This is a genomic window from Helicobacter sp. MIT 11-5569, from assembly GCF_000765695.2.
Taxonomy (GTDB): Bacteria; Campylobacterota; Campylobacteria; order Campylobacterales; family Helicobacteraceae; genus Helicobacter_D.
Map to the genome: position 1 here is coordinate 1 of NZ_JRPB02000003.1, position 22,791 is coordinate 22,791.

21 protein-coding genes, 1 other RNA gene and 1 pseudogene are annotated in these 22,791 nt (G+C 35.8%); 15 read left to right on the forward strand and 8 right to left on the reverse strand.

What is annotated here, in order from left to right:
* Both LS70_RS03415 and LS70_RS03420 read left to right on the forward strand, forming a co-directional pair.
* A pseudogene (locus LS70_RS03415) lies at window positions 1-297 on the forward strand (hypothetical protein); the annotation flags it as partial.
* Complete coding sequence (locus LS70_RS03420) at window positions 297-1,517, forward strand: Cj0814 family flagellar-dependent secreted protein (protein WP_138109335.1); 1,221 nt, start codon at window positions 297-299, stop codon at window positions 1,515-1,517. The pseudogene LS70_RS03415 and the gene LS70_RS03420, both read left to right, overlap by 1 nt.
* A gap of 188 nt (window positions 1,518-1,705) precedes the next feature.
* Here the strand turns inward: LS70_RS03420 and LS70_RS03425 are convergent, their stop codons facing one another.
* Window positions 1,706-2,545 (reverse strand): ferritin-like domain-containing protein, encoded by an 840-nt coding sequence (locus tag LS70_RS03425; protein ID WP_034291144.1) that lies wholly within the window; start codon window positions 2,543-2,545, stop codon window positions 1,706-1,708.
* Window positions 2,546-2,818: 273 nt separating this feature from the next.
* Between LS70_RS03425 and LS70_RS03430 the strand changes: the two genes are divergently transcribed.
* The 4 genes from LS70_RS03430 to LS70_RS03445 are packed head-to-tail and all read left to right on the forward strand — an operon-like array spanning window position 2,819 to window position 5,963.
* A complete protein-coding gene (locus LS70_RS03430) occupies window positions 2,819-3,379 on the forward strand; it encodes a pyruvate flavodoxin oxidoreductase subunit gamma (RefSeq protein WP_034291145.1) in 561 nt (186 codons plus the stop codon).
* A 10-nt stretch (window positions 3,380-3,389) separates the two neighbouring features.
* Window positions 3,390-3,788 carry a 4Fe-4S dicluster-binding protein gene (locus LS70_RS03435; RefSeq protein ID WP_034291147.1) on the forward strand — a complete coding sequence of 133 codons (399 nt, stop codon included), beginning with the start codon at window positions 3,390-3,392 and terminating at the stop codon, window positions 3,786-3,788.
* A 2-nt stretch (window positions 3,789-3,790) separates the two neighbouring features.
* Window positions 3,791-5,008, forward strand: coding sequence for a 2-oxoacid:ferredoxin oxidoreductase subunit alpha (locus LS70_RS03440; RefSeq protein ID WP_034291149.1), 1,218 nt, complete (start codon window positions 3,791-3,793; stop codon window positions 5,006-5,008).
* A 10-nt stretch (window positions 5,009-5,018) separates the two neighbouring features.
* Window positions 5,019-5,963, forward strand: a complete 945-nt coding sequence (locus LS70_RS03445; protein WP_034291151.1) for a thiamine pyrophosphate-dependent enzyme — start codon at window positions 5,019-5,021, stop codon at window positions 5,961-5,963.
* 197 nt (window positions 5,964-6,160) lie between these two features.
* Here the strand turns inward: LS70_RS03445 and LS70_RS03450 are convergent, their stop codons facing one another.
* The 4 genes from LS70_RS03450 to hisS form a co-directional block, all read right to left on the reverse strand.
* The gene (locus LS70_RS03450; RefSeq protein WP_034291153.1) at window positions 6,161-7,381 is read right to left on the reverse strand and encodes a hypothetical protein; all 1,221 of its coding nucleotides are present in this window, start codon (window positions 7,379-7,381) and stop codon (window positions 6,161-6,163) included.
* Entirely contained in the window at window positions 7,368-7,919 is a 552-nt protein-coding gene (locus LS70_RS03455) for a hypothetical protein (RefSeq protein ID WP_034291155.1), read from the reverse strand. The genes LS70_RS03450 and LS70_RS03455 overlap by 14 nt, the downstream gene beginning before the upstream one ends.
* Window positions 7,920-7,921: 2 nt before the next feature.
* Window positions 7,922-8,980, reverse strand: coding sequence for a hypothetical protein (locus tag LS70_RS03460; RefSeq protein WP_034291157.1), 1,059 nt, complete (start codon window positions 8,978-8,980; stop codon window positions 7,922-7,924).
* A 184-nt stretch (window positions 8,981-9,164) separates the two neighbouring features.
* On the reverse strand, window positions 9,165-10,472 hold the full coding sequence (hisS, locus tag LS70_RS03465; RefSeq protein WP_034291159.1) for a histidine--tRNA ligase: 1,308 nt from the start codon (window positions 10,470-10,472) through the stop codon (window positions 9,165-9,167).
* A gap of 144 nt (window positions 10,473-10,616) precedes the next feature.
* Here hisS and rpmE point away from each other — a divergent pair, with 144 nt between their 5' ends.
* The 8 genes from rpmE to LS70_RS03505 are packed head-to-tail and all read left to right on the forward strand — an operon-like array spanning window position 10,617 to window position 19,178.
* Window positions 10,617-10,820 (forward strand): 50S ribosomal protein L31, encoded by a 204-nt coding sequence (rpmE, locus tag LS70_RS03470; RefSeq protein ID WP_034291161.1) that lies wholly within the window; start codon window positions 10,617-10,619, stop codon window positions 10,818-10,820.
* 29 nt (window positions 10,821-10,849) lie between these two features.
* The gene (gene rsmI / locus LS70_RS03475) at window positions 10,850-11,674 is read left to right on the forward strand and encodes a 16S rRNA (cytidine(1402)-2'-O)-methyltransferase (protein WP_034291163.1); all 825 of its coding nucleotides are present in this window, start codon (window positions 10,850-10,852) and stop codon (window positions 11,672-11,674) included.
* A 33-nt stretch (window positions 11,675-11,707) separates the two neighbouring features.
* Window positions 11,708-12,394, forward strand: coding sequence for a 23S rRNA (guanosine(2251)-2'-O)-methyltransferase RlmB (gene rlmB, locus LS70_RS03480; RefSeq protein ID WP_034291165.1), 687 nt, complete (start codon window positions 11,708-11,710; stop codon window positions 12,392-12,394).
* Window positions 12,381-13,271, forward strand: coding sequence for a hypothetical protein (locus LS70_RS03485; protein ID WP_034291167.1), 891 nt, complete (start codon window positions 12,381-12,383; stop codon window positions 13,269-13,271). The genes rlmB and LS70_RS03485 overlap by 14 nt, the downstream gene beginning before the upstream one ends.
* 2 nt (window positions 13,272-13,273) lie before the next feature.
* On the forward strand, window positions 13,274-14,122 hold the full coding sequence (locus LS70_RS03490) for a hypothetical protein (RefSeq protein WP_236096434.1): 849 nt from the start codon (window positions 13,274-13,276) through the stop codon (window positions 14,120-14,122).
* Window positions 14,123-14,141: 19 nt separating this feature from the next.
* The gene (locus LS70_RS03495) at window positions 14,142-15,359 is read left to right on the forward strand and encodes an LL-diaminopimelate aminotransferase (RefSeq protein ID WP_138109336.1); all 1,218 of its coding nucleotides are present in this window, start codon (window positions 14,142-14,144) and stop codon (window positions 15,357-15,359) included.
* Window positions 15,360-15,367: 8 nt separating this feature from the next.
* Complete coding sequence (locus LS70_RS03500) at window positions 15,368-16,705, forward strand: NCS2 family permease (RefSeq protein ID WP_052083262.1); 1,338 nt, start codon at window positions 15,368-15,370, stop codon at window positions 16,703-16,705.
* A gap of 7 nt (window positions 16,706-16,712) precedes the next feature.
* Window positions 16,713-19,178: a heavy metal translocating P-type ATPase gene (locus LS70_RS03505; protein WP_034287180.1), complete on the forward strand. Its 2,466-nt coding sequence runs from the start codon at window positions 16,713-16,715 to the stop codon at window positions 19,176-19,178.
* 10 nt (window positions 19,179-19,188) lie between these two features.
* Here LS70_RS03505 and hypE read toward each other — a convergent pair whose 3' ends face one another.
* Both hypE and rnpB read right to left on the reverse strand, forming a co-directional pair.
* Complete coding sequence (hypE, locus tag LS70_RS03510) at window positions 19,189-20,211, reverse strand: hydrogenase expression/formation protein HypE (RefSeq protein ID WP_034287182.1); 1,023 nt, start codon at window positions 20,209-20,211, stop codon at window positions 19,189-19,191.
* Between the two features lie 7 nt (window positions 20,212-20,218).
* An RNA gene (rnpB, locus tag LS70_RS03515) (RNase P RNA component class A) lies at window positions 20,219-20,544 on the reverse strand.
* A 157-nt stretch (window positions 20,545-20,701) separates the two neighbouring features.
* Here rnpB and LS70_RS03520 point away from each other — a divergent pair.
* A complete protein-coding gene (locus tag LS70_RS03520) occupies window positions 20,702-22,138 on the forward strand; it encodes a catalase (RefSeq protein ID WP_034287184.1) in 1,437 nt (478 codons plus the stop codon).
* Between the two features lie 116 nt (window positions 22,139-22,254).
* Here the strand turns inward: LS70_RS03520 and LS70_RS03525 are convergent, their stop codons facing one another.
* Window positions 22,255-22,710 (reverse strand): ankyrin repeat domain-containing protein, encoded by a 456-nt coding sequence (locus LS70_RS03525; RefSeq protein ID WP_138109357.1) that lies wholly within the window; start codon window positions 22,708-22,710, stop codon window positions 22,255-22,257.
* Window positions 22,711-22,791 lie beyond the last annotated feature (81 nt).

Genomic DNA, 22,791 nt, shown 5'->3' on the forward strand with positions numbered 1-22,791 from the left:
GATAGAAACTTTGATTATGGAAAATTAGAATATGGGAATACCATTAACTTTGGGGCTGATATGTCTGTGATTTTAAGCCCTAAAATCTCTTTAGATGTTGCATTAGAGCAAAGATACCAAACAAGCTCTAAATTTGAAGGTAGGAAAACTTCAAATTCTTATTCTATTCCTACATTTTCTCTAGGTGCAACTTATAGTTTAAACTCTAATACTGCACTTTCTGTTTCTGGAACTGCTGGTGGAAGCTCATCTGCTCCTGATAGTGTTTTTACAGTAAGTTTGTGGAAGAAGTTTTAATGGAAATAAAAAGCAATATTAAGGTATCGCAGTTAAGTCCAAGAGAGATAAATTCCGCTTATCACACAATCAATTCTCCTAAAAACTCTTTTGATACTTTATTATCAGCACAAACAGAAAAACTAGAAATGAGCAATTTTTCAAATCCTAATGCTTTAGCAAGTATCGCCACTTCTAAAATGTATGATTTTCAAACATTGCTAACACCCAACACAAGCAAAACAACATTTTTAGGATATAGCGTAGATGAAAATGGCTTTATGGGAGAGGACTTTAACAAAGCTGCTAATTTACCCAGTGATTTTAAAATCCATAAAGAAACCTTAGAAAAAATGCACAAAACCTATGTAATGCCAAATACAATGCCTATGCCAAGCGAAGAGAGCAGAAAATTTATATTGAAAAATGGCGTCTATTATGCAGATGTTATGCCACTTGCAAATGGGCAAAGCCATTTTAATAAGCTTGATATTGCAAGTGTTTTTAAATGGGCTTATGAGCAATTAGAGCCTTTGGCTAAGGATTTCACAAAAGATTCATACGCCATAAAAGAATTAAACACATATTTTCCAGCAGGAATTGCTTATGATAGTCATAACAACGCAAAAGGCGAAGTGCATTTAAAAAAAGTCTATAACAATCAAGAAGAATTAGAATCTGCCTTAAAACAAAATCAATCTTTATCAGCATTTGCGCTAGATAATGGAGCTAAAAGCTTATTTTGCTCCCTTGATACAAGCAGCCCTATAAGTCAAAATGATTTTTATATGTGCGATAAAACTTATGGAATCGCAAAATATATTAATGATGATGAAATTTCAAAAGAAGGATTATTAGTCGCTTTTATGGCGCAACAAGGAGCAGTTTTCAAAGCACAATCCCCTGAAACGATAAAAAGCGAATACCAAAAGAGCTGGGAAAAGTTTGAACAATTCTATTATGGCGGAGATAGTATAAAAAACTACAATTCCATAAAAGAAAATATCTTAAGTATTGATGATTTTATGCAATCTAGCCTTGAATGCAATATGTGGCTTTATTACTATTTTTCAAAAGGCAACAAAGAGCCGCATTTGCTGCCTGAAACAATCAATTCTCAAGGATATTTAGATTGGAGATTCCAAACTCCAAAACAAGAACAATACCACCAAGCATTAAATGATAAAACTTTTATGGAATATATCAACAAAACACTTAAAGCTATTGTGCAATTAAAATAATAAAGTAGCAAGAGGACCTTACGCCACACCTAATTACCCGCAAAAATTAACTTTATATTAGCTATTAGGACATAGAAGAAAGAGTGAAGAATTTTGAAAATGCTAGAAGAGCAGATTTCTATCATCAAAGAACCTTATGCAATCCAAAGAGGTTCTTATATGGGAGAGACTGAAAGCGAGGCACATTTTCACTTAGGGTTTTTAGAAGCAAAGGCTGCATTTTGGAGTAGGGTAAGCTCTTCTTTTGTGAAGCCAGCTTGAAGTCTAGCTTGTGTGTTAAGCCGCGCATTTGCTTTAGGAAAAGAAAAATTATAATGTTTTAGAATCTCTACATAAGTTCTAGGGCGCGCATTTTGTGGAATCTTTTCTCTATCGCATATAGCATTAAACCAAATATTTCCTTTAGTAACATGGCTAATTTCGTCATTTAAAATCATTTCTAAAACACTTAAAAGCTCATCTTTGATTCTGTGTGTGCTATTGCTGACTTTAGCGCATAAAAAAGGATTCACATCTAAACCAACAGCTTCCATTCCGCGAGGAATTAGCGCGATTCTATCTAGTAGAGTATTGCAATTGCGCATAGAATCAAAAAGTAAAGTATGCACGCCAAAATCTCCATATTTAAAGCCAATGCTATGTAAAAGGTTTTCTAAGGCTAAAAAATGTTTCACTTCTTCTTGCGCGACTTCTAACCAATCATAATAATAGTGTTTTGGCAGCCCTCTAAAGCGATACGCGCAATCTAAGGCTAAATCAATGGCGGAAAATTCAATATGAGCAATAGAATGCAGTAAATGGGCTGCATTCAAATCTGTTTTTAGATATTTACCTTGAGGGACTTTTTTAGGAGGGACGATTTGGCAAAAGTGTGCAAATGTCGGAGTTCCCAAAGGTAGAATCGTAGAATTTTCTAGGGTGAAATGTTGGAAATTCTTCCAAATTTCTTGCACTCTTTGGCATTTCTCTTGCGCACTTTTTGCATTTAGTGCAGAGAATATTGCTTCAAATAATGCTTTAGATTCCATATTATCCCTTTTGTATTGTATGTGGTATTGTAGTTTAATCTGTGTTAAAAAGCAAAAACTATTATGCAATTATGTTACTAAAAGAAACATAATGTTGATTATTGCAAAGAAATGAAAATGTATGTTAAAGTGGAATCGTAGGAAATTTTTGGGTTATTTTTACACAATTTTATTAGGATTTGTAAAAAATCCTGATTGAATTTGTGTAAAAAAGAGATTTTTTAGAAGGGATTCTTTAGAATTTTAGAGTAATAAATCAATTTAGGAGGCAGTATGCTTGAGATTAGATGGCATAGCCGCGCAGGGCAAGGCGCAGTAACCGGTGCAAAAGGTTTAGCAGATGTGATTGCAGGCACAGGCAAAGAAGTGCAAGCGTTTGCATTTTATGGTTCAGCAAAAAGAGGTGCGGCAATGACTGCATATAATAGAATTGATGATAATCCTATTTTAAACCACGAAAAGTTTATGAATCCGGATTATATTTTAGTGATTGACCCGGGTTTGGTTTATATTACAGATATTTGCGCAAACGCAAAAGAAACAACAAAATATATCATTACAACGCATTTAAGCAAAGAAGAGTTTTTGGCAAGTAAGCCTGAACTTAAAGATAAAGAAGTTTATATTTTAGATTGTATTGGACTTTCTTTAGAAGCATTTGGAAAATCGATTCCTAATGCACCAATGCTTGGGGCGTTTTTGAAAATTTCTGGTGCGCTTGAATTAGACTTTTTCTTGGAATCTTTTAAGAAAGTGCTGGGCAAAAAACTTCCACAAAAAGTTATTGATGCAAATATGGAAGTTATCAAAAAAGCTTATAATGCAGTAAAATAAAGGAGCTATGATGGAATATAAAGGTTGGAATGAGTTTGAAGCAGGGTCTGTGCTATTTCCTTTTGATAAAAGCGGAAATGCAATGGTGGAACAGCACGCAGATTCTAGGCAATACCGCGAAGATAGCTCTTATACAGCAAGCGTTGCGCATTGGCGTGTAGAAAAGCCTGTGTATAATACAGAGCATTGCATTAATTGTTATTTTTGTTGGGTATATTGTCCAGATTCTTCGATTCTTGTTAGAGATGAGAAGATGAGCGGTGTGGATTATGTGCATTGTAAAGGCTGTGGTGTGTGCGTAGATGTCTGTCCAACAAACCCAAAATCTTTGCTAATGTTTAATGATTATGAAACAAATGAAGCGGCTCTTGCAAAATGGCCTGCAAAAGAAAGTAAGAAAAAGGATTAGCAATGGCAGAAGTTTATGAATTACAAGAAGTAGAAGTTTGGGATGGGAATATGGCGGCAAGCCACGCAATGCGTCAAGCACAAATTGATGTTGTTTCTGCTTATCCTATCACACCATCAACGCCGATTGTGCAAAATTATGCAACTTTTCTTTCTAATGGCTATATTGATGGAGAATTTGTAATGGTGGAATCCGAACACGCAGCAATGAGTGGCTGTGTGGGTGCAGCAGCAGCTGGTGGGCGCGTAGCGACTGCGACAAGCTCACAAGGATTCGCTTTAATGGTCGAAGTGCTTTATCAAGCTTCTGGTATGCGTTTGCCGATTGTTTTGAATGTCGTTAATCGCGCACTTGCAAGTCCATTAAATGTAAATGGAGACCATTCTGATATGTATTTAGGACGTGATGCAGGTTGGATAAATCTCTGCACCTATAATCCACAAGAAGCATATGATTTTAACTTAATGGCATTTAAAATTGCAGAAGATTATGATGTAAGATTGCCTGTAATGGTGCATCAAGATGGATTTATTTGTTCCCATACAGCACAAAGCGTGCGCCCATTAAGCGATGCAGAAGCCTATAAATTTATTGGGGATTATAAGCCAAAAAATGCAATGCTAGACTTTGAGCGTCCTGCAACTTATGGTTCGCAAACTGAAGAAGATTGGCATTTTGAGCATAAAGCGCAGTTGCATAATGCAATTATGTGTTCTATGCCTGTGATTGAAAGAACTTTCAAAGAGTTTGAGAAATTAACTGGGCGCAAGTATAATGTTGTTGAAAAATACGATATGGAAGATGCAGAAGTAGCGATTGTCGCACTTGGGACAACTGTGGAATCTGCACGCGTTGCTGTTAAAGAAGCAAGAAAAAATGGAATCAAAGCAGGCGTTATGAGTATTCGCGTATTGCGTCCTTTCCCTTATAAAGAGTTTTGTGAAGCATTAAAAGGTGTGAAAGCTGTTGCATTCTTAGATAGAAGTTTGCCAGCTGGTGCAATGGGAATGCTCTTCAATGAAGGTGTTGCAGCTCTTTATGGCGGCTCTAATAAGCCCGTTGCTAGCAATTATATTTATGGGCTTGGTGGAAGAGATTTGACACAAAATCATTTACAAGGGATTCTTAAAGAATTGCAAGAGAATGCAAAAGCAGGAAAACTAACACACCCAGCACAACAATTTATTGGACTTAGAGGTCCAAAACTCGGATTTAATTAAGGAGTGCTAAATGAGTGAAATTAAAAATTTAAAACAATATTCAAGAGCAAGTGAGCGTTTTGAGGGAGCACACCTTTTATGTCCGGGTTGTGCGCATGGTATGATTGTGCGTGAGGTATTAAACGCGACTGATCATCCTTTGTTGGTAGCGACTTCCACAGGTTGTTTAGAGGTTAGCACCGCAGTATATCCTTACACTTCTTGGGATGTGCCTTGGATTCATATTGGGTTTGAAAATAGTTCAACTGCAATTGCAGGTGCAGAAGCAATGTATAAAGCATTGAAGCGCAAAAATAGACTCTATAGCGAAAAAGAGCCAAAATTTGTAGCATTTGGTGGAGACGGCTCTACTTATGATATTGGATTCCAATTCATTAGTGGTTGTTTTGAGCGCGGACATGATTTTACTTATGTGTGCTTAGATAATGAGGTGTATGCAAATACAGGTGGGCAAAGAAGTGGTTCTACTCCTTTGGGTGCTTCTACGACAACAACTCCAGCTGGGCGTGTAAGCTATGGTAAAAAAGATAGAAAGAAAGATTTATTGTTTATTATGGCAGCTCATGGTGCGCCTTATGTAGCGCAAGTTGCTCCTAATAAATGGAAAGATATGAGCAAAAAAATCAAAACTGCGATTGAAACAGAAGGTCCTACATTTATTAATGCTATGAGTGCTTGCACCACAGAGTGGAGATTCCCAGCAAATCAAACCGTGGAAATGAGCGATTTAGCAGTGGATTCTTTAGTATTCCCACTTTTTGAAATTATCAATGGTAGAGAGCTAAGAATCACTTATCGCCCTAAAAATGTAGTTCCTGTAAGAGATTATTTAGGAGCTCAAGCTAGATTTAAGCATTTATTTAAGCCAGAAAATGAGTATTTAATTGCTGAATGGCAAAAACGCGTTGATGAATATTGGGAATATTTACAAAGACGCGAAGAAGCTAAGGTTTAAGATAAAAATAAATTGAAAATAAATCCTAAAGTTTTAGTAGCTTTAGGGTTTTATATTTAGTTTGGTTAGTTTTGGATATTTTTAAAGCTAGTGCCAAAATTGCTTAAAGAATTGTTAAAAAGTTTTATTTGCGTAATGACTTATTTTTAATGCAATAGTCGAATTTTTTGTGTTGCGCAAAAGCACACTAAAGGTATTTATGCCTCTAGCTGAAAACTTCTTGTTTTGTTGAGTTGATTTATTGTATAAAGATTGTAAAGACTTTCTACGATTTGTTCTTGTTTTTGTCCTGCAATATGCACAACAAAGCCTAGAAATTTACCATTTTCACTCATAAGTCTGCGAATCATCTCTGCGCCAATATCTTGCAAACTTACAATATCATCGCCTTGTTTGATTCCATATTCACTAAAGTCTATTTTCTTAAGTTCATCATCACTCATATTTTTTGTACTTAAATCCTCATTTGCTCTAACACCTTTTTTGGTTATTAGCAATTCTCCTGTATCATTATAAAGCCCATCAATAAGAATCTCACGCCCAGAATCAAAACGAAGCAGAATCTTGCCATTATTTTCTAGTCGCATAGAAGTAACTGCGTCTGTATCTTTCATTGCTGCAATAGCTTCTTTAGCTACTTTTGGGTCATCTAATGCGCCTTTGATTCTCTCTAGTCTCTCTTCGCTAAACTCAATGCCTGTAATATCATAAAACTGCTGCTTGATAGCACGCATTGCACCAGATTCCGCTAGTGTGTCAATCTTGCTCTTTAGCTCCTCATCTACATATTCATTTTCTAGCAATTCTTGCTTGTTTTCATCAAAGTTTGCTTTGTAGTGGTAATAGTTATCATAAAGAAAGTCAAAAGATTCTTTGTATCTCTCATCATAGCTTGAGCGTGTGTTTGGGTGGAGGCGATTCCATTTTTCCTCAAACTCGCGGATATTTCCTTCATAAAAGGACGAAGGTCGTGAACCATTATCTAGTCTATCTACGATGTTAAACTCCTCTAGCACTTCCACACCTGCTAGATTTGTCTTTTTGTAAGCGAAGTTGGTGATAAAATCCCCACTTGCAAAGAGTGCTTCATTGACTTCTTTATCCTTAAAGTTTATCCAGCCCTCTTTGTCTGCGTAGGCTTCAAACATTGCATAAATATCTTTTTGGTCTATTTTTTTGTAATGTTGCTCAGGTGGAAACAAACTCATCTCGCTACCCCTAAAAGCGCGAATATCTGTGTAAGGGTCTAGTTTCATTTCCTCTGGAATCTTTTGGAAATGAAAGTTTGCGCGGTATTGTTTAATCTCTGATAAAGTTAGTCCATTATAAGCCAAAGTGTTATCATAGCCTTTGATGAAATCATACAAATCTATTCCGCTTATCACATCACTAAGTTTTGCGATTCTAACCTCCGCCATCTCCTTTATCCACACGGATTTTAAGCTTAGAGAAAAGCTCATCTTCGTGGTTTAAAAACCCATCACCATTGCTATCAAAGTTAAAAAGATTCCCGAGTTTGCCCACTTCTCCAAGCCCTAAAGAATCATTATCATCAAGCATATCCAAAAAAATCTCCCCATCCCCAATAGCAGTTTTTAGTTTAGTTGATTCGCCTAATGCGTTGATTTGGATAGGATTTTGATAAGGCATTCCATTGTTGCTTTGGGATTTAGCAAAGCGATATTGATTTTGTGTGCCATACAATACATTAAAAGTATATTGTCGCCCACTATTTGCAAACCACGCATTCTGCCCTTGAAGTGTTGTCAAATTACTTGTGCGCTGTGTGCCATAAGAGTTTGCTAAAGAATTTTTCAAAAAATTAGTTGCTACTTTGTTAGCACTCTCCCTTACATATGCTTCCCTATCAGTTATTTGTATTTTTCCATTTTCTGATTGCTTAATATATTTGCCACTAAATTGACTTCGATTAGAGAGTAAAGTTAAATCAGCCATTTTTAAAGCCCTATGCTAGTGTTCCTAATATCTACAACATAAATTACCCCATTATCGTCAATATATACATCAAAATTATCAAGGCTTAAGTAAGATTCTTGTTCCATAATTGTTGCATTGATATTATCCACTAGCTCTGTATCTAACCCAAAGACATTTTGTATAGCTTGTTCCATAATTTTTGCCTTTGCATTATAATTATTCATCAATTCAAACATATAAATACCCGGTTGATAAAAAAATTCTCTAATTGGGACGCAAGTTTTTGTAGCACCCGTCAATCCGGTAAAAATATTATTCAAATCCTTGCCGACTAAATCAGTCTCTCTTGTAAAGGTTTTGGATTTTTGCTCTTCATCAGTAGCAGTTTTCCAACCTATTGTATATAAATTTGCTTGTTGGAATGCTTGAATATATACCCACTCATTGAGCGGATAAGGTTTTGTAGTATAGACCCTATCTACTGAATAATCTGTTAAAGCTGAAGTGATTTGCAATGTGCCATCAGCATTAATCACAGCATGAAAATAGTCTGTCCTAATTGGTCCATTTCCACTATAATTACGAGAAAATATGATTGCATTTGCGAAATCTTTATAAGAAGTTGCATAAATCCACATTCCTACACTATTTGTTGCCACTCTTGGACCGCCTGTATTATCGGCTTTAAAAGTTCCATTATAGGCATTCTCTATCGCTTTCCATTCTTCCGTGCCAACCTTTGGCTCAACCCATTCCACAGGCGCATTTTCTGTCCCTTTTACATCAAAACAGAACGCTTGTTTATCTTTTTTGGCAGCAAGATAATACAAAACTTGCGAACCGCTAGAATCTGTAACCTCTACTAAAATGTCTGTATCTGGATTAAAAGTAAAATTATCTACAGGCAAAATTGTCCGCATTTGAATTTTATTTTTATCTGCAACAGCTTTTTTGCTATCTTTTACTTTTTGTAACATTTCTTGGAGCTTTTTACCCTCTAAAGTTTTACCAATTTTTGCATTTTTGGGTAGATTTACCTCACCTGCACCACACAAACCAAATTCAAAAACAGCGCACAAAAACGCTATAAAAAAAAGCCTTTCTAAGCATTCTTTCCTCCTTAAAATTCTTTGATTATAGCATTAAATCGGCATTTTGAAGAAAAATTTAAGATTAGTAAAAGATTCTATATAAGGAATCCTTTTAAAAGTTAAACTTAATAGGATTTCACAAATTGAAAATTTTTTGTGTTTTTTAAGTATTCTACGCATTATCTAGTCGTTTTATCAGCGATTGCGCATTTAAGTGATTCCATTGCTCTCCACTTTCCATATCCTTTAAAGAATAAGTTTGCTTCTCTTTCTCCTCGCTTCCAAGCACAATTACATATTTATATCCTTTCGCATTTGCATAGGCAAAAGATTTTTTAGGTTTGACAATCTCGGGATAAACTTCAATCTTTAGCCCCAAACTGCGCAGATTTTGTGCAGCAGTGTAGCCATATTCTAAGGAATCTAACGCAATTAATAGTGCATTTGCGACATTTGTATCACTTTTGATTAAATGTAATTCTTCTAATCCTGCTAGCAATCTATCTAATCCAATGCTTGCTCCAACGCCGCTCATAGAATCTTTGGAGAAGTTTTGTGTGAGATTATCATAGCGTCCGCCAGAACAAACAGAGCCTAAAGAGGGGAGGTTATTGAGTGTAGTTTCATAAACGATTCCTGTATAATAGCCAAGCCCACGTGCAATGGAGAGATTGATTTTATAAAATTGCGCTGGAATTAATGGTTCTAAAATTTTGCAAAGTGCGCTTAGCTCATCAATCCCATTTTTAAGCGTGGTATTTAGCTCTCTAAAAGATTCTAATTCTTTTAACAATTCCAATGCGCTGCTATTTTGCTCTTTGGCGATAAAATTTAAAAGCATATTGATAGAATCCAAACTTAGCGGAGTTTTTTCTTGCAATTCTTGTAAAACACTTTTTTTTCCGATTTTGTCAATTTTGTCAATAATTCTTAGCGTTTCTACTGTGTGTGCTTCTGCATTAAGAGATTCCATTAATCCATTAAAAATTTTCCTGTTGTTAATATGGATTGTAAAGTCTCTAAGTCCCAAATCATAAAGTGTTTGGTAGATGACTTGTAAAATCTCGACATCTGCTCCAATGCTATTTGTGCCAATAAAATCAAAATCGCATTGAGTAAATTCCCTATAACGCCCTTTTTGAGCGCGTTCCCCTCGAAATACATTACCAATACAATAACGTTTAAAAGGAAGCCCAACTTCATTTTTGTATTGCGCAATAAAGCGCGCTAAAGGCACGGTTAAATCAAAGCGCAAGGCAACTTCACGCCCGCCATGGTCTAAGAAATGATACATTTCTTTTTGGATTTCATCACTTCCTTGTTTTTTAAGAATTTCAGCATATTCTAAATGCGGAGTTTCAATAGGAGAGAATCCAAATTTTTCAAAAGAAGTTACAATGCTTTTTAACATCGTTGATTTAGCATACGCTTCCCTTGGGAGTCTGTCTTTAAAACCACTTAAAGTGCGAGGTGTAATCATTAGATTGCTCCATTTTATTTTCAAGAAATAAGAATGAAAATTTTAACAAAAATATTCTAAAGATTTGTAGAATTTATGCTTAAATTTAGTATTTATAAGGTAGAATCACAACTTTTATATTTACTTTATTAAAAGGCAAAGACAATGAAAAAAGGAATCCACCCAGAATATGTCCCTTGCAAAGTAACTTGCGTAACAAGTGGAAAACAAATTGAAATTATGAGCACAAAACCTGAATTAAGAATTGATATTTCTTCATTTTGCCACCCGTTTTATACAGGTTCTGATAAAGTTGTAGATACAGCAGGACGGGTTGAAAAATTCAAGCAAAGATATAAGCTTAAATAGTTTTCTAAAAATCTTGTAAATGAGCTTGTATGGTTACTTTTTTACCCACTCCAATTGGTAACCTGCAAGATATTACCCTTCATACTTTAGAAGTTTTAAAGCAATGTGATGTGCTTTTGTGTGAAGACACAAGAGTTAGCAAAAAACTTGTTTCACTTCTAATAGAGCGCAATCTCTTGTCTGCTAAGGATTATCAGTATTTTGCTTTTCACACACATAATCAAGAGACATTTTTAAACCAAGTTTCCTTAGAGTTTTTCAATCAAAGAATCGGTTTTTTAAGTGATGCGGGAATGCCTTGCATTAGCGACCCCGGCGTAGAGCTTGTGCGCTTTTTGCAGCTACATAATCTTCCTTTTGAAGTTTTAGGGGGGATTAGTGCTGTTACGCTAATGGTGGCATTTAGCGGAATCGTAGAAAAAGAATTTAGCTTTTTGGGATTTCCTCCGCATAAAATAAAAGAAAAAATGGAGTATTTTTCTTCTGCATTTAAAAGCCTTTATCCTATTATTTTTTATGAATCTCCGTATCGTTTGATTGAGAGCTTAGAAATAATGGAGCAAATTGATAAAAATAGGGAAGTGTTTTTAGCAAAAGAGCTAACAAAAAAGTATCAACAGAGCTTTAAGGGAAGTTTGGAATCTGTTTTAAAGAGGCTAAAAGATTCCAATAGTGCAACTTTGTTTAAAGGAGAATGGGCAATGGTCGTAGATAAGGCAAAGAATAGTGAGAGTTACACATTGAGTGAAGAAGCATTATTGGCATTAGAGATTCCGCCAAAGATTAAAGCAAAGATTCTAGTGAAGATGAAAGGCGGAAATGCGAGTGATTATTACCAAAGCTTGATAAAATAGGAAAAAATTTTAAGAAAAAATAGGATAGAATCAGTGGTTGTTTATGGCAAGCGTATTGCAGAATATATACTGTTAAGACATAGCGACAAGATTACACAAATCTATTTGGCAAAAGAAATTGACAAAAAGCAATTTAATGCCTTTGTAAAGCTTAATATTCCTTTGTTTCGTGTGGATTCCAAAAAAGCACAAGCAATGGCGAAAGGTGGTAATCATCAAGGTTATTTATTAGAAATTCCCTCTATTGTTCCTTTGGAATTTAGCACATTAAAGGCAATGGAGTTTGTTCTTGTGCTTTGTGGGATTAGTGATGTTGGTAATATTGGTGCGCTTTTTCGTAGCGCGTATGTGTTAGGTGTTGATGGAATCGTGATTTGCGGAATGAAGGAATTAAAACAAGAAGGAGCATTGCGAGCAAGTGCTGGAGCAATGCTAGATATGCCTTTTGCACTTGTATATAATGCCTTAGATGTTGCCAATGAGTTAAAATTCGCTGGGTTTAAACTTTATGGAACAGACTTGGAATGCAAGGATTCTGCGGTAATTACAAAAGGTAAAAAAGCATTATTTTTAGGTAGTGAAGGTGGAGGTTTGAGTTCAAAAATTTTAAAGAAAATGGATGCAAATTTAACGATTTCACAAAAAAGAGATTTTGATTCTTTAAATGTTAGCACGGCAGGTGCAATTTTGATAGATAGGATGATAAATGGAAGATTTTGAAAAATTACGAAATATAGGTGCAAGAGAAATTTCAAAACATACGCATATTGCGTTAAATAAGATTCAATATATTTTAGACCGCAATTATAAAGAACTAAAAGATAATGCAACAACGCATGGATTATTGCAGATATTAGAGAGAGAATATCATATTAGCCTAAAGCAATGGGAAGATGAATATAAAGAATTTTGGAAGAGTTATGATAGTGAAGATGAAGAAATTGGACCTTTGGTGAATTTTAAAGTTACGCATGAAGTTATCAAGCCAAATTCTAAAACAGGTATGATTTTAAGTGTTTTTCTTGTAGTGTTTTTAAGTGTGGGATTTTTTACCTATAGAAATTTTACTATGGTAGAAGATTCTGAAGAAGTAGCAGAATCACAAAAAACAGAATCTCAAGTGCAAGAAGAAAAGTTAAAAGATTCTGAAAATGAAACTTTAAACGAAGATGATTTGAGTAACCTTGGTAAAGAGAATAACGCTACAAATGTTACAGCGGTTTTAGAAACAACAAATAGTTTAGATGCATCTGCCTCTACTCCTATTAATGTTTTGCCAAAAGATTCCAATGAAGAAACTTTAAATGTGGAGGTAAAAAAAGTTTCTATTGTGCCTTTGAGCAATGTGTGGGTTGGGATTGTATATTTAGATAGCAGAAAGAGAGCTTCTTTTATGACAGAAAATGCTTTTGATGTGGATTTAGGGCGACCACAGACTATTGTTACGGGGCATGGAATGTTAGAGGTTGATGTTTCAGGGGAGAAATCTGCGTTTAATTCTGCCAATAAAATGTTCTTTGTCGTAGATAAAGAAGGAAATTTTACACAAGTTACACAAGGGCAGTATGATGTAGCGACTAGAGGATTAGGGTGGTAGATATGAAAAAGAGTGTTGTTGCTATAATCTTTGGAATCGTAATTGTATTTTTAGATTCTACATTTGCACAAACTCCTGTTTTGCAAAATCCCATAGATTATAAGGTAATGCAGCTTTTAGGGGTAGATGATTATAAAATTAATCAAAAGTTTATTCAGCGTCTTTTTAGTAATCAAGGTTATTTTTTAGATGATAAAGGGCAACCTGATTTGTATAAAATTTCTAAGACGTTGAAGCAAAATGGGCTTTTGAAACTCACTTTTAAGCAACCAATGGAATTAGAGATAGCCTTTGTGGTGCATGATAATCCTCAAGCTTTTGTTAGCGCGCTTTATGATGTATTAGATGCAATGGGGTATTATTATTTTTTGGTGAAACAAAGCTTATTAGATGAAAAGCAGTTTAAATTTGTGCTTTCTATGAATACAGAATATGCCATAGACCCTATGCTTTTGCAAGAAAGATTAAGGGGATATGGTTATATTGTTCAGAGTATTGAGCGGACAAATCTTTCACAATGGAACTATGATGTCGCTCTTTCAAGCTTCAAATATCCAAAGGCGACTTTATTAGAGTTAAATAAACAACACCATAAAGCAAGTCTCAAAGGGGAATATTGGTATAGCATTGAATCTGGAAAGCAACTTGATGTTAAATCCAGCAACAATATTACTTGGTATCCTAAAATTGTATTTTATGATAGGGAGTTAAATGTCTTAGAAATTGTAGGCAGCCAAAAATTAATGCGCACAATTAAAAAAGAGATTCCAAAAAATACACGATTTGTGAAGATTACAGATACTTATTTACCAATTACTATCAAAAATGGTTTAGATGTTGTGTTACAATAATTTTAAAGAAGGATAAGAAATGTTTGATGAGATTGAGTTTGAACGCATAAAACGTTTGCCAAAATATGTCTTTGCTGCTATTAACGAAATCAAGCTAAAAATGCGCCAAGAAGGCGAAGATGTGATTGATTTTAGTATGGGAAATCCTGATGGCGCAACACCTAATCATATTATTGATAAACTCTGTGAAGCAGCGCAAAAACCCAAAAATCATGGCTATTCTGCAAGTAAAGGAATCTATAAATTGCGTCTCGCATTTAGTGATACTTACAAGCGCAAATATGGCATATCGCTTAATCCAGATACGCAAGTTTGTGTCTCAATGGGTTCTAAAGAAGGCTATGTGCATTTAATTCAAGCAATTACAAATCCGGGCGATACCGCAATCGTTGCAGAACCTGCTTATCCGATTCATTATTATGCGTTTATGTTAGCAGGAGCAAATGTTGCAACTTTTGGGCTAAAATGGAATGAACATTATGAATTAGACGAAGAAGCTTATTTTCAATCTTTGCAAAAAGCTCTTAAAAACACAATGCCTAAACCAAAATTTGTTGTAACAAATTTTCCGCACAATCCTACAACAGTCGTGGTTTATAAAAGATTCTATGAAAGACTTGTTGCGCTTGCTAAAGAGGAGAGATTCTATATTATCAATGATATTGCTTATGCAGATTTGAGTTTTGGGGGCTATGTCGCGCCTTCTATTTTTGAAGTTGAAGGTGCATTAGATGTCGCAGTGGAATCCTACACACTTTCAAAAAGCTATAATATGGCGGGTTGGCGCGTAGGTTGTGTTGTGGGCAATGAAAAACTCGTTGGTGCATTGCAAAAAATCAAAAGTTGGCTAGATTATGGGCTTTATACTCCAATCCAAATTGCTTCTACGATTGCTTTAAATGAAGACCAAACCTGTGTGAAAGAAATTGCCAATAAATACGAACATCGTATGGATGTGTTAATTGATAGCTTTAGCGCAGCAGGTTGGAAAATGACAAAACCTAAAGCGAGTATGTTTATTTGGGCGGAGATTCCAGAATGTGCCAAACATTTAGGAAGTATGGAATTTTCTAAGCGACTTTTACAAGAAGCAAAGATTGCAGTGAGTCCGGGAATTGGGTTTGGCAATCATGGAGATAATTATGTGCGCATTGCTTTAATAGAAAATGAAAATAGAATCCGACAAGCTGCAAGGAATCTTAAGAAATTTCTAAAGCAATTTGAAACAGAAAAGTAGCCAAAATAATGCAACAAGAGGAATCGCAAAATACAAAAGAGGGGTTTATAGAGCGGTATTTTAAGCTTAAAAGTAAGCAAAGCAATATCAAAACAGAGCTTATGGCAGGCTTTACGATTTTCTTATCCATGCTTTATGTGATTCCTGTTTCTTCTGAAATTCTTTCACATGCAGGTATGCCAAAGGACGCTCTAATTACAGCTATCACACTTGTTACGATTCTCTCTACACTTGCATGTGGATTGTATGCAAATACACCTGTGGCAATGAGTGTGGGAATGGGTTTAAATGCGTATTTCACCTATGGAATCGTGCAAGGCATTGGAATCTCGTGGCAACAAGCTTTAGGAATTGTCTTTATTTCTGGTGTTGTTTTTATTATCGTTTCTTTTAGTAATTTTAGGATATGGATTCTTAAATCTATCCCCAAAAACTTGCGCTTTGCACTCTGTGTTGGGCTTGGAGCATTTCTTGCAACTATTGGGCTTAAAGGTTTGGGATTCTTTGTGCTACAAAATGGCAATCTTTTATTAGGAAATTTGAGTGAAATCTCCACACTTTTAGGCACTCTTGGTATTTTGTTAATCCTTGTTTTGTATCTCTTAAAAGTTCAAGGTGCATTTATCTTAGGAATCATCATTCTTAGTCTTTTAGGATTCTTCTTTGGAATTTCTCCTTTGCCTACACAAATCCTTTCTTCCCCTGCTTCTCTTGCGCCGCTTGCTTTTGAGCTAGAGATTCTAAGTGTTTTAAAATTTGCGTTTATTCCGATTATTTTAACCCTTATGGTTACAGATTTGTTTGATTCTTTAGGCACGCTTTCAGGAATCGGAACGAAGGCAAATCTATTTGTCGCATTAGAAGATAATAGCACAAAAAAAGATAAAGCATTGGAGAAAACCTTGCAAGTTGATGCTGTTGCAACCACAATGGGAAGCTTGTTTGGAGTTTCAACCACAACAAGTTTTTTAGAATCCGCAAGTGGTGTAGCAATGGGCGGGAGAAGCGGGCTTAGTGCTATTTTTACCGCACTCTTCTTTTGCCTTACACTTTTTATGCTACCACTATTTTTAAGCATTCCTTCTTTTGCGATTTATCCTGTTTTGGTTGTCGTGGGAGTGGCGATGTTTTTAGAAATTGCACGGATTGATTTTAGCGACTCTGCTTCAGCGGTTGCTAGCTTTTTTGTTATCTTGCTTATGCCTTTGACGACTTCTATTACCATTGGGCTAAGTGCTGGATTTTTGGTGTGTTTGTTAATTTTAATCATTCAGCGACAATGGCAAAAAATCAATTTTGGCTTGATTTTTATCGCATTCCTTAGCTTGCTACCTTTCATACTTTAGGGATTTTATGAAACGCCTTTGCGACCATTGCCATTTAGAATTTGATGAAAAAGCGCTAATTCATTCAGCAATTAATGGAGAGAAAAAGTATTTTTGCTGCAAAGGTTGTGAGGGTGTTTATAAACTTCTAAATAGCGAGGGGTTAGGGGATTTTTATAGCAAATTAGGGAACAATACCCTAGAGCCTGCGCAAGAAATTTTAGAATCTGAAAGCTTGGAATCTTTTGATTCTACGCCATTTTTTGAACATTTTGTAACCCAAAAAGAATCTTTGTGTGAAGTTTCTTTGATTTTAGAAAAAATCCATTGCATTGCTTGTGTTTGGCTGAATGAAAAAATCCTTTCTCAAACACATGGAATCTTAAAGGTTAATATCAACTACACAAGTAACAAAGCGACAATTCTTTATGACCCAAAAGCGATAAAAATCTCTCAAATTATCCAAAAGATTCGTCAAATCGGCTACAATGCACACGCTTACGACCCGCGCTTGCAAGAGACTTACGCACAAAAAGAAAAACGTGATTATTATATTAAAATGGTTGTTGGAATCTTTTGCGTGATGAATATTATGTGGATTGCCGTAGCGCAGTATGCGGGGTATTTTAGTGGAATCTCAAAGGATATGCGCAATATCCTAAACTTCGCGGGATTCGCGCTTGCTACACCTGTGCTGTTTTTTAGCGGAATCATCTTTTGGCGCGGTGCTTGGGTTGCCCTTAAATACAAAACTCCAAATATGGATTTGCTTGTTATTAGTGGTGCAACTTTGGCGTATTTGTATTCTATTTATGCAAGTTTTAGCGGTGGCGAGACCTATTTTGAATCTGTGGCGATGATTATTACTTTTGTGTTAATTGGCAAATTTTTAGAAGTGCGTGGCAAAAAAAGCGCAGTAGATAGCCTAGATAGGTTGAATGCTCAAATGCCTTTAAGTGTGCGTGTTTTAAAAAATCCACAAAACAAACAAGCCAAACTAGAAAATTTGGATTCTAAAACATCGCAAGAATCTTTTGAAGAAATTGCAATAGAATCCGTGAAAATTGGTGATATTGTGCAGGTGCGACCCGGTGAGCGCGTTGCGTTAGATGGCACATTGCTAAGCACAGAGGCACTTTGTGATGAAAGCGCGATGAGTGGAGAATCCTTACCACAAGTTAAGAATGCTGGGGATTCCATTTATTCTGGTTCTTTGGCGTTGAATTGTCCTTTTAATTATCAAGTTCGCAAAACTTTTAAAGATTCTTTGATGATGAAAATTGTAGGGTTGGTAGAAAACTCTTTAAATGCGCGTCCAAAGATTCAAGAAATGGCGAATCAAATTTCGCGTTATTTTTCGCTCGTGATTCTCTCTTTGGCTTTTAGCACTTTTTTGGTTTGGGAGTTTTTGCTCAATGCACCCTTTGAACGTTCTTTAATGGTGATGATTTCTGTGATAATTATTGCTTGTCCTTGTGCGCTTGCCCTTGCTACGCCGATTGCTGCTTTGATTGGATTAAGTGAAGCATTAAAACATAGAATCCTTTTTAAAGAAGCGCGTTTTTTAGAAACTATCGCAAAGGCAGATACGCTTGTGTTGGATAAAACAGGGACATTAACAGAAGGTAAGCTTAAAGTGATTAGCGTGCAGTATTTCACGCAAGCACAAGCTTTGGATTCTATGCAAGAGAAAATCCTACGCACAATGCTAACACAAAATGCACACCCTATCAGCAAAGCGGTGCTAAAATTTATCGGCAAGGGTGAAGAAGTGGTTTTGGATTCAATGGCACAAATCAACGCACGCGGAATCGTAGCACAAGCACTAGGAGAAACTTATTTTGGCGGAAACTTAGCACTTTTGCAAGAACATAAAGTCGCGATTCCTACGACATTAGAAGAATCTCAAGCAAGTGTCTTTTATTTTGCCAAAGATTCTACAATTTTAGCAAAATTTATCTTGCAAGACACGCTCAAAAAAGACGCAAAGACTGCGATTGAAAATCTTAAAGCACAAAATATTACTTGCATACTTTTAAGCGGAGATAATGAAGGTGCTTGTAAAAGTGTCGCACAAGAGATTGGAATCCAAGAATATTATGCCACACAAAGTCCGCTTGATAAGGCAAATTTCATAGATAAATTGCACCAACAGGGCAAAATTGTTGTGATGGCAGGTGATGGGATTAACGATTCTATTGCGCTTAGCAAAAGTGATATTGCTATTGCAATGGGTGGGGGCATTGATATTGCAATTAGCGTTAGTGATGTGGTAGTGCTAGATAGCAGTGTGCAAGGAATCGCGGAATCTTTTGTTTTGGGGCGCAAAACCTATCGTTTTATCTTGCAAAACCTTGCTCTTTCTTTGCTTTATAATGCGCTTACGATTCCACTCGCTATGGCTGGTTTTGTGATTCCGCTTATTGCCGCGCTTTCTATGTCGCTTAGCTCACTACTTGTAGTGGGGAATAGTTTTAGGATTAAAGGAAAATAGGTAAAATCTATTAGCAGATTCTAGGGAGTAGCTCTCCGCTAGGATAATCTAAAAAGCGTTTTGCTCCAAAATCAGTTTCTAAGACAACGCGTCCTTGATTTTTGCCTGTTGTGTAGCCAATTAGAGTGGCGTTTTTAGCACCATTTTGGTGTAGAATCTCTAAAGTTTTTTGAGCATCTTCTTGTGCGACACATAGCACGCACATTCCCTCATTTGCTAGATTATAGGCTTCAAAGCCTAGTAATTCGCAAATTCCGCGCACTTGTGGCAAAATGGGTAGATTCTTTTCTTCAATCTCTATGCCAATTTTTGAAGCATTTGCCCATTCGTTAAGCACGCTAGCGATTCCGCCGCGCGTTGCGTCTCTTAGGGCATATAAAGTAATATTAGACGTAAAGAGTGGTTCTAAAATAGGGTAGAGTAATGCGCAATCACTCTTTAATGTGCTATTTAGTTGGATTCCTTCTCGATTAGAGTAAATGACTGCACCGTGTGTTCCGATATTTCCACTAACAATAATTGCGCTATCTTGTGGAATCTTAAAGGCACTTAGATGTAAATGTGGATAGAGAAATTCTCCTATCGCAGTTGTGGTAATAAAAATTTTATCAAGTGTTCCTTTGGGAAGAACTTTAGTATCTGCTGAAATAAGCTTTGCGCTACTTTCTTTAAGTGTATTTGCAAAAGATTCTACAATGCGTCTTAAATCTGCAATCAAGAATCCCTCTTCAATCATAAAGCTTGCGCTTAAATAACGCGCTTTTGCACCCATCATTGCAACATCGTTACAACTCCCGCATACGCTTAGTTTGCCAATATCTCCACCGGCAAAAAACAAAGGAGAGACAACATAACCATCTGTGCTTAGGGCAAATTTTTCGGAATTTTGCTGGAATGTTCCAATGCCTGCATCTTCACCACTGCCTATTACACAACTTTCTAAATAGGGATAAAAAAGCTCTGTAATAAGGCTTTGGGATTCTACACCACCGCTTCCGTGGCTTAATAATATGGAATCTGTGTTAAGTTTCATAATCTTTCCTTTAGGTGTAGCTATAAGCCGAGTTCTGTTTATGTGGTTATTTATCTACATTTTGCCTTGCAGCAAAACTCTAGCAATGGGCTTGAATTTTGGGATATTAACCATGCCCATTTTGCTGCAGATTGGGCTTGCAATGCGAAACATTTTACAATGTTTCCGGTAAGCTCTTGCCTCACCTTTTCACCCTTGCCCACACTTTTATGCGGGTAGTTTATTTTCTGTTGCGCTTTCCCTTAGATTGCTCTAGCCATTCTTTAAATGGAATCCTATCCCAAAGCAGCTCGGACTTTCCTCTTATTTCTAAGCAACCACTTGCTACACCTATGAGAATAATTTTAACAAAAGTGCAATGAATTAAATTTTAATTTTCCTATCTTTAAATTATTTTCTTTATTTAAGGAAATTATTATTTATTAATAATGATTTTCTTTTAATAAAAATATGGTATATTTATAAGATAATTTTGTCAAGGAGAATATCAATGAGTAAAAAATTTACAACAGCGACTGGAACGCCAATAGGAGATAATCAAAATTCCATAACAGCAGGCAAAAGAGGTCCTACACTTTTGCAAGATACTTGGCTTTTAGAGAAATTAGCGCATTTTGATAGAGAGAGGATTCCAGAACGTGTAGTGCATGCTAAAGGTAGTGCGGCTTATGGTGAATTAACTATTACTAATGATATTACGCAATATTCAAAAGCGGATATTTTTAGTTCTGTGGGTAAAAAAACTAAAGTATTCTTACGATTTTCTACCGTAGCAGGCGAGAGAGGCGCAGCAGATGCGGAGAGAGATGTGCGAGGATTTGCATTGAAATTTTATACTAATGAAGGAAATTGGGACCTTGTAGGAAATAATACACCTGTATTTTTTATTAAAGATGCAATGAAATTTCCAGACTTTATCCATACACAAAAAAGAGACCCAAAGACAAATCTAAGAAGCGCGACTGCTGCATGGGATTTTTGGAGTTTGCATCCAGAATCTTTGCACCAAGTAACAATCCTTATGAGTGATAGAGGAATACCACGAAGTTATCGGGAAATGCATGGTTTTGGTAGTCATACTTATAGTTTTATTAATGCAAAAAATGAGCGATTTTGGGTGAAATTTCACTTTAAGAGTATGCAAGGAATCCATAATCTAACTAATAGAGAAGCGGAAGCAATGATTGCTAAAGATAGAGAATCTCATCAAAAAGATTTGTTTGAAAATATAGAAAAAGGAAATTTTCCTAAATGGAGATTCTGTGTGCAAATTATGCACGAAAAAGACGCGGCAAACTATAAAGTCAATCCTTTTGATTTGACCAAAACTTGGTCTCATAAAGATTATCCACTTATTGAAGTAGGTATCTTAGAGCTTAATAAAAATCCAGAAAATTATTTTGCAGAGGTAGAGCAAGTAGCCTTTAATCCTGCTAATATTGTCCCGGGAATTGGATATAGCCCTGATAAAATGCTACAAGGAAGACTTTTTAGCTATGGAGATACGCAAAGATATCGTTTAGGTATTAATCACTCTCAGATTCCCGTTAATGCACCTATTGCGCCTGTATCTAATACGCATAGAGATGGAGTTATGCAAATGGGTCAATATGGTGGAGAGAGAAATTATAACCCAAGCTATTATGCGGATTATCAAGAAGACACTAATGCGTTAGAGCCACCATTGCATATTCAAGAAGGCGATGTAATGGCTAGATACAATCATCGCGAATATGAAGAAGACCATTTTAGTCAAGCAGGAGATTTGTATCGTTTAATGAGTGCAGAGCAAAAAGAAGCACTTTGTCAAAATATTAAAGAAGCAATGGAGGGTGTTCCAGCGGAGATTTGTAAGCGACAAATTGAGCATTTTACTAAAGCTGACCCAGCTTATGGTAAAAGAGTAAAAGAGCTTTTAGGCTTATAGAATCTAGTTTGTGGAATCTTTTTTGGATTCTACAAATTTAAAGAAAATAAAATACCTATTCATAGTTTCTACAATCAAAATAAGATTTTTAGGAAGTTAATTTTTGTAAATTTGATTTAGAAGCTTATCCATAATTTTTTTAATAAGTTTATCTTTTTGTTAGAATATTGCTTTAGAAGTTTGATAATTTCTTTTCTACGAAATAAAATAGCAAAATCATAAGGCGTCATTCCCATAGGGTTTTGACAATCTGGATTTGCTCCATTTTCTAGCAGAAGTTTCGCCACTTCCACATATCCTTTAAAACACACACCAGCAAGGGGCGTTAGATTCTTGTCATTTGCCTTATCCACTTCAGCTTTGTATTGCAAAAGTAGTTTGACGCATTCTAGGCTATTATGATAGCTTGCAAGCATTATCAAGGAATCACCTTTATGGTTTGAAAGATTGGGATTCAATCCATTTTTTAAAAGTATTTCTAGGGATTGGTAGTCGTTATTTCTTGCCATATCAAATGACATTGCACAAAGTTCTTCTAATTTTTCTTCTTCTTGGGGTGTTAATTGCATAATATTCTCGCTACATTTTTGAGATTGTAGCAAAAATATGATAAAAAGAGTTTAAGCTAGAGTTGCCAAAATAGCGCAAAGAAT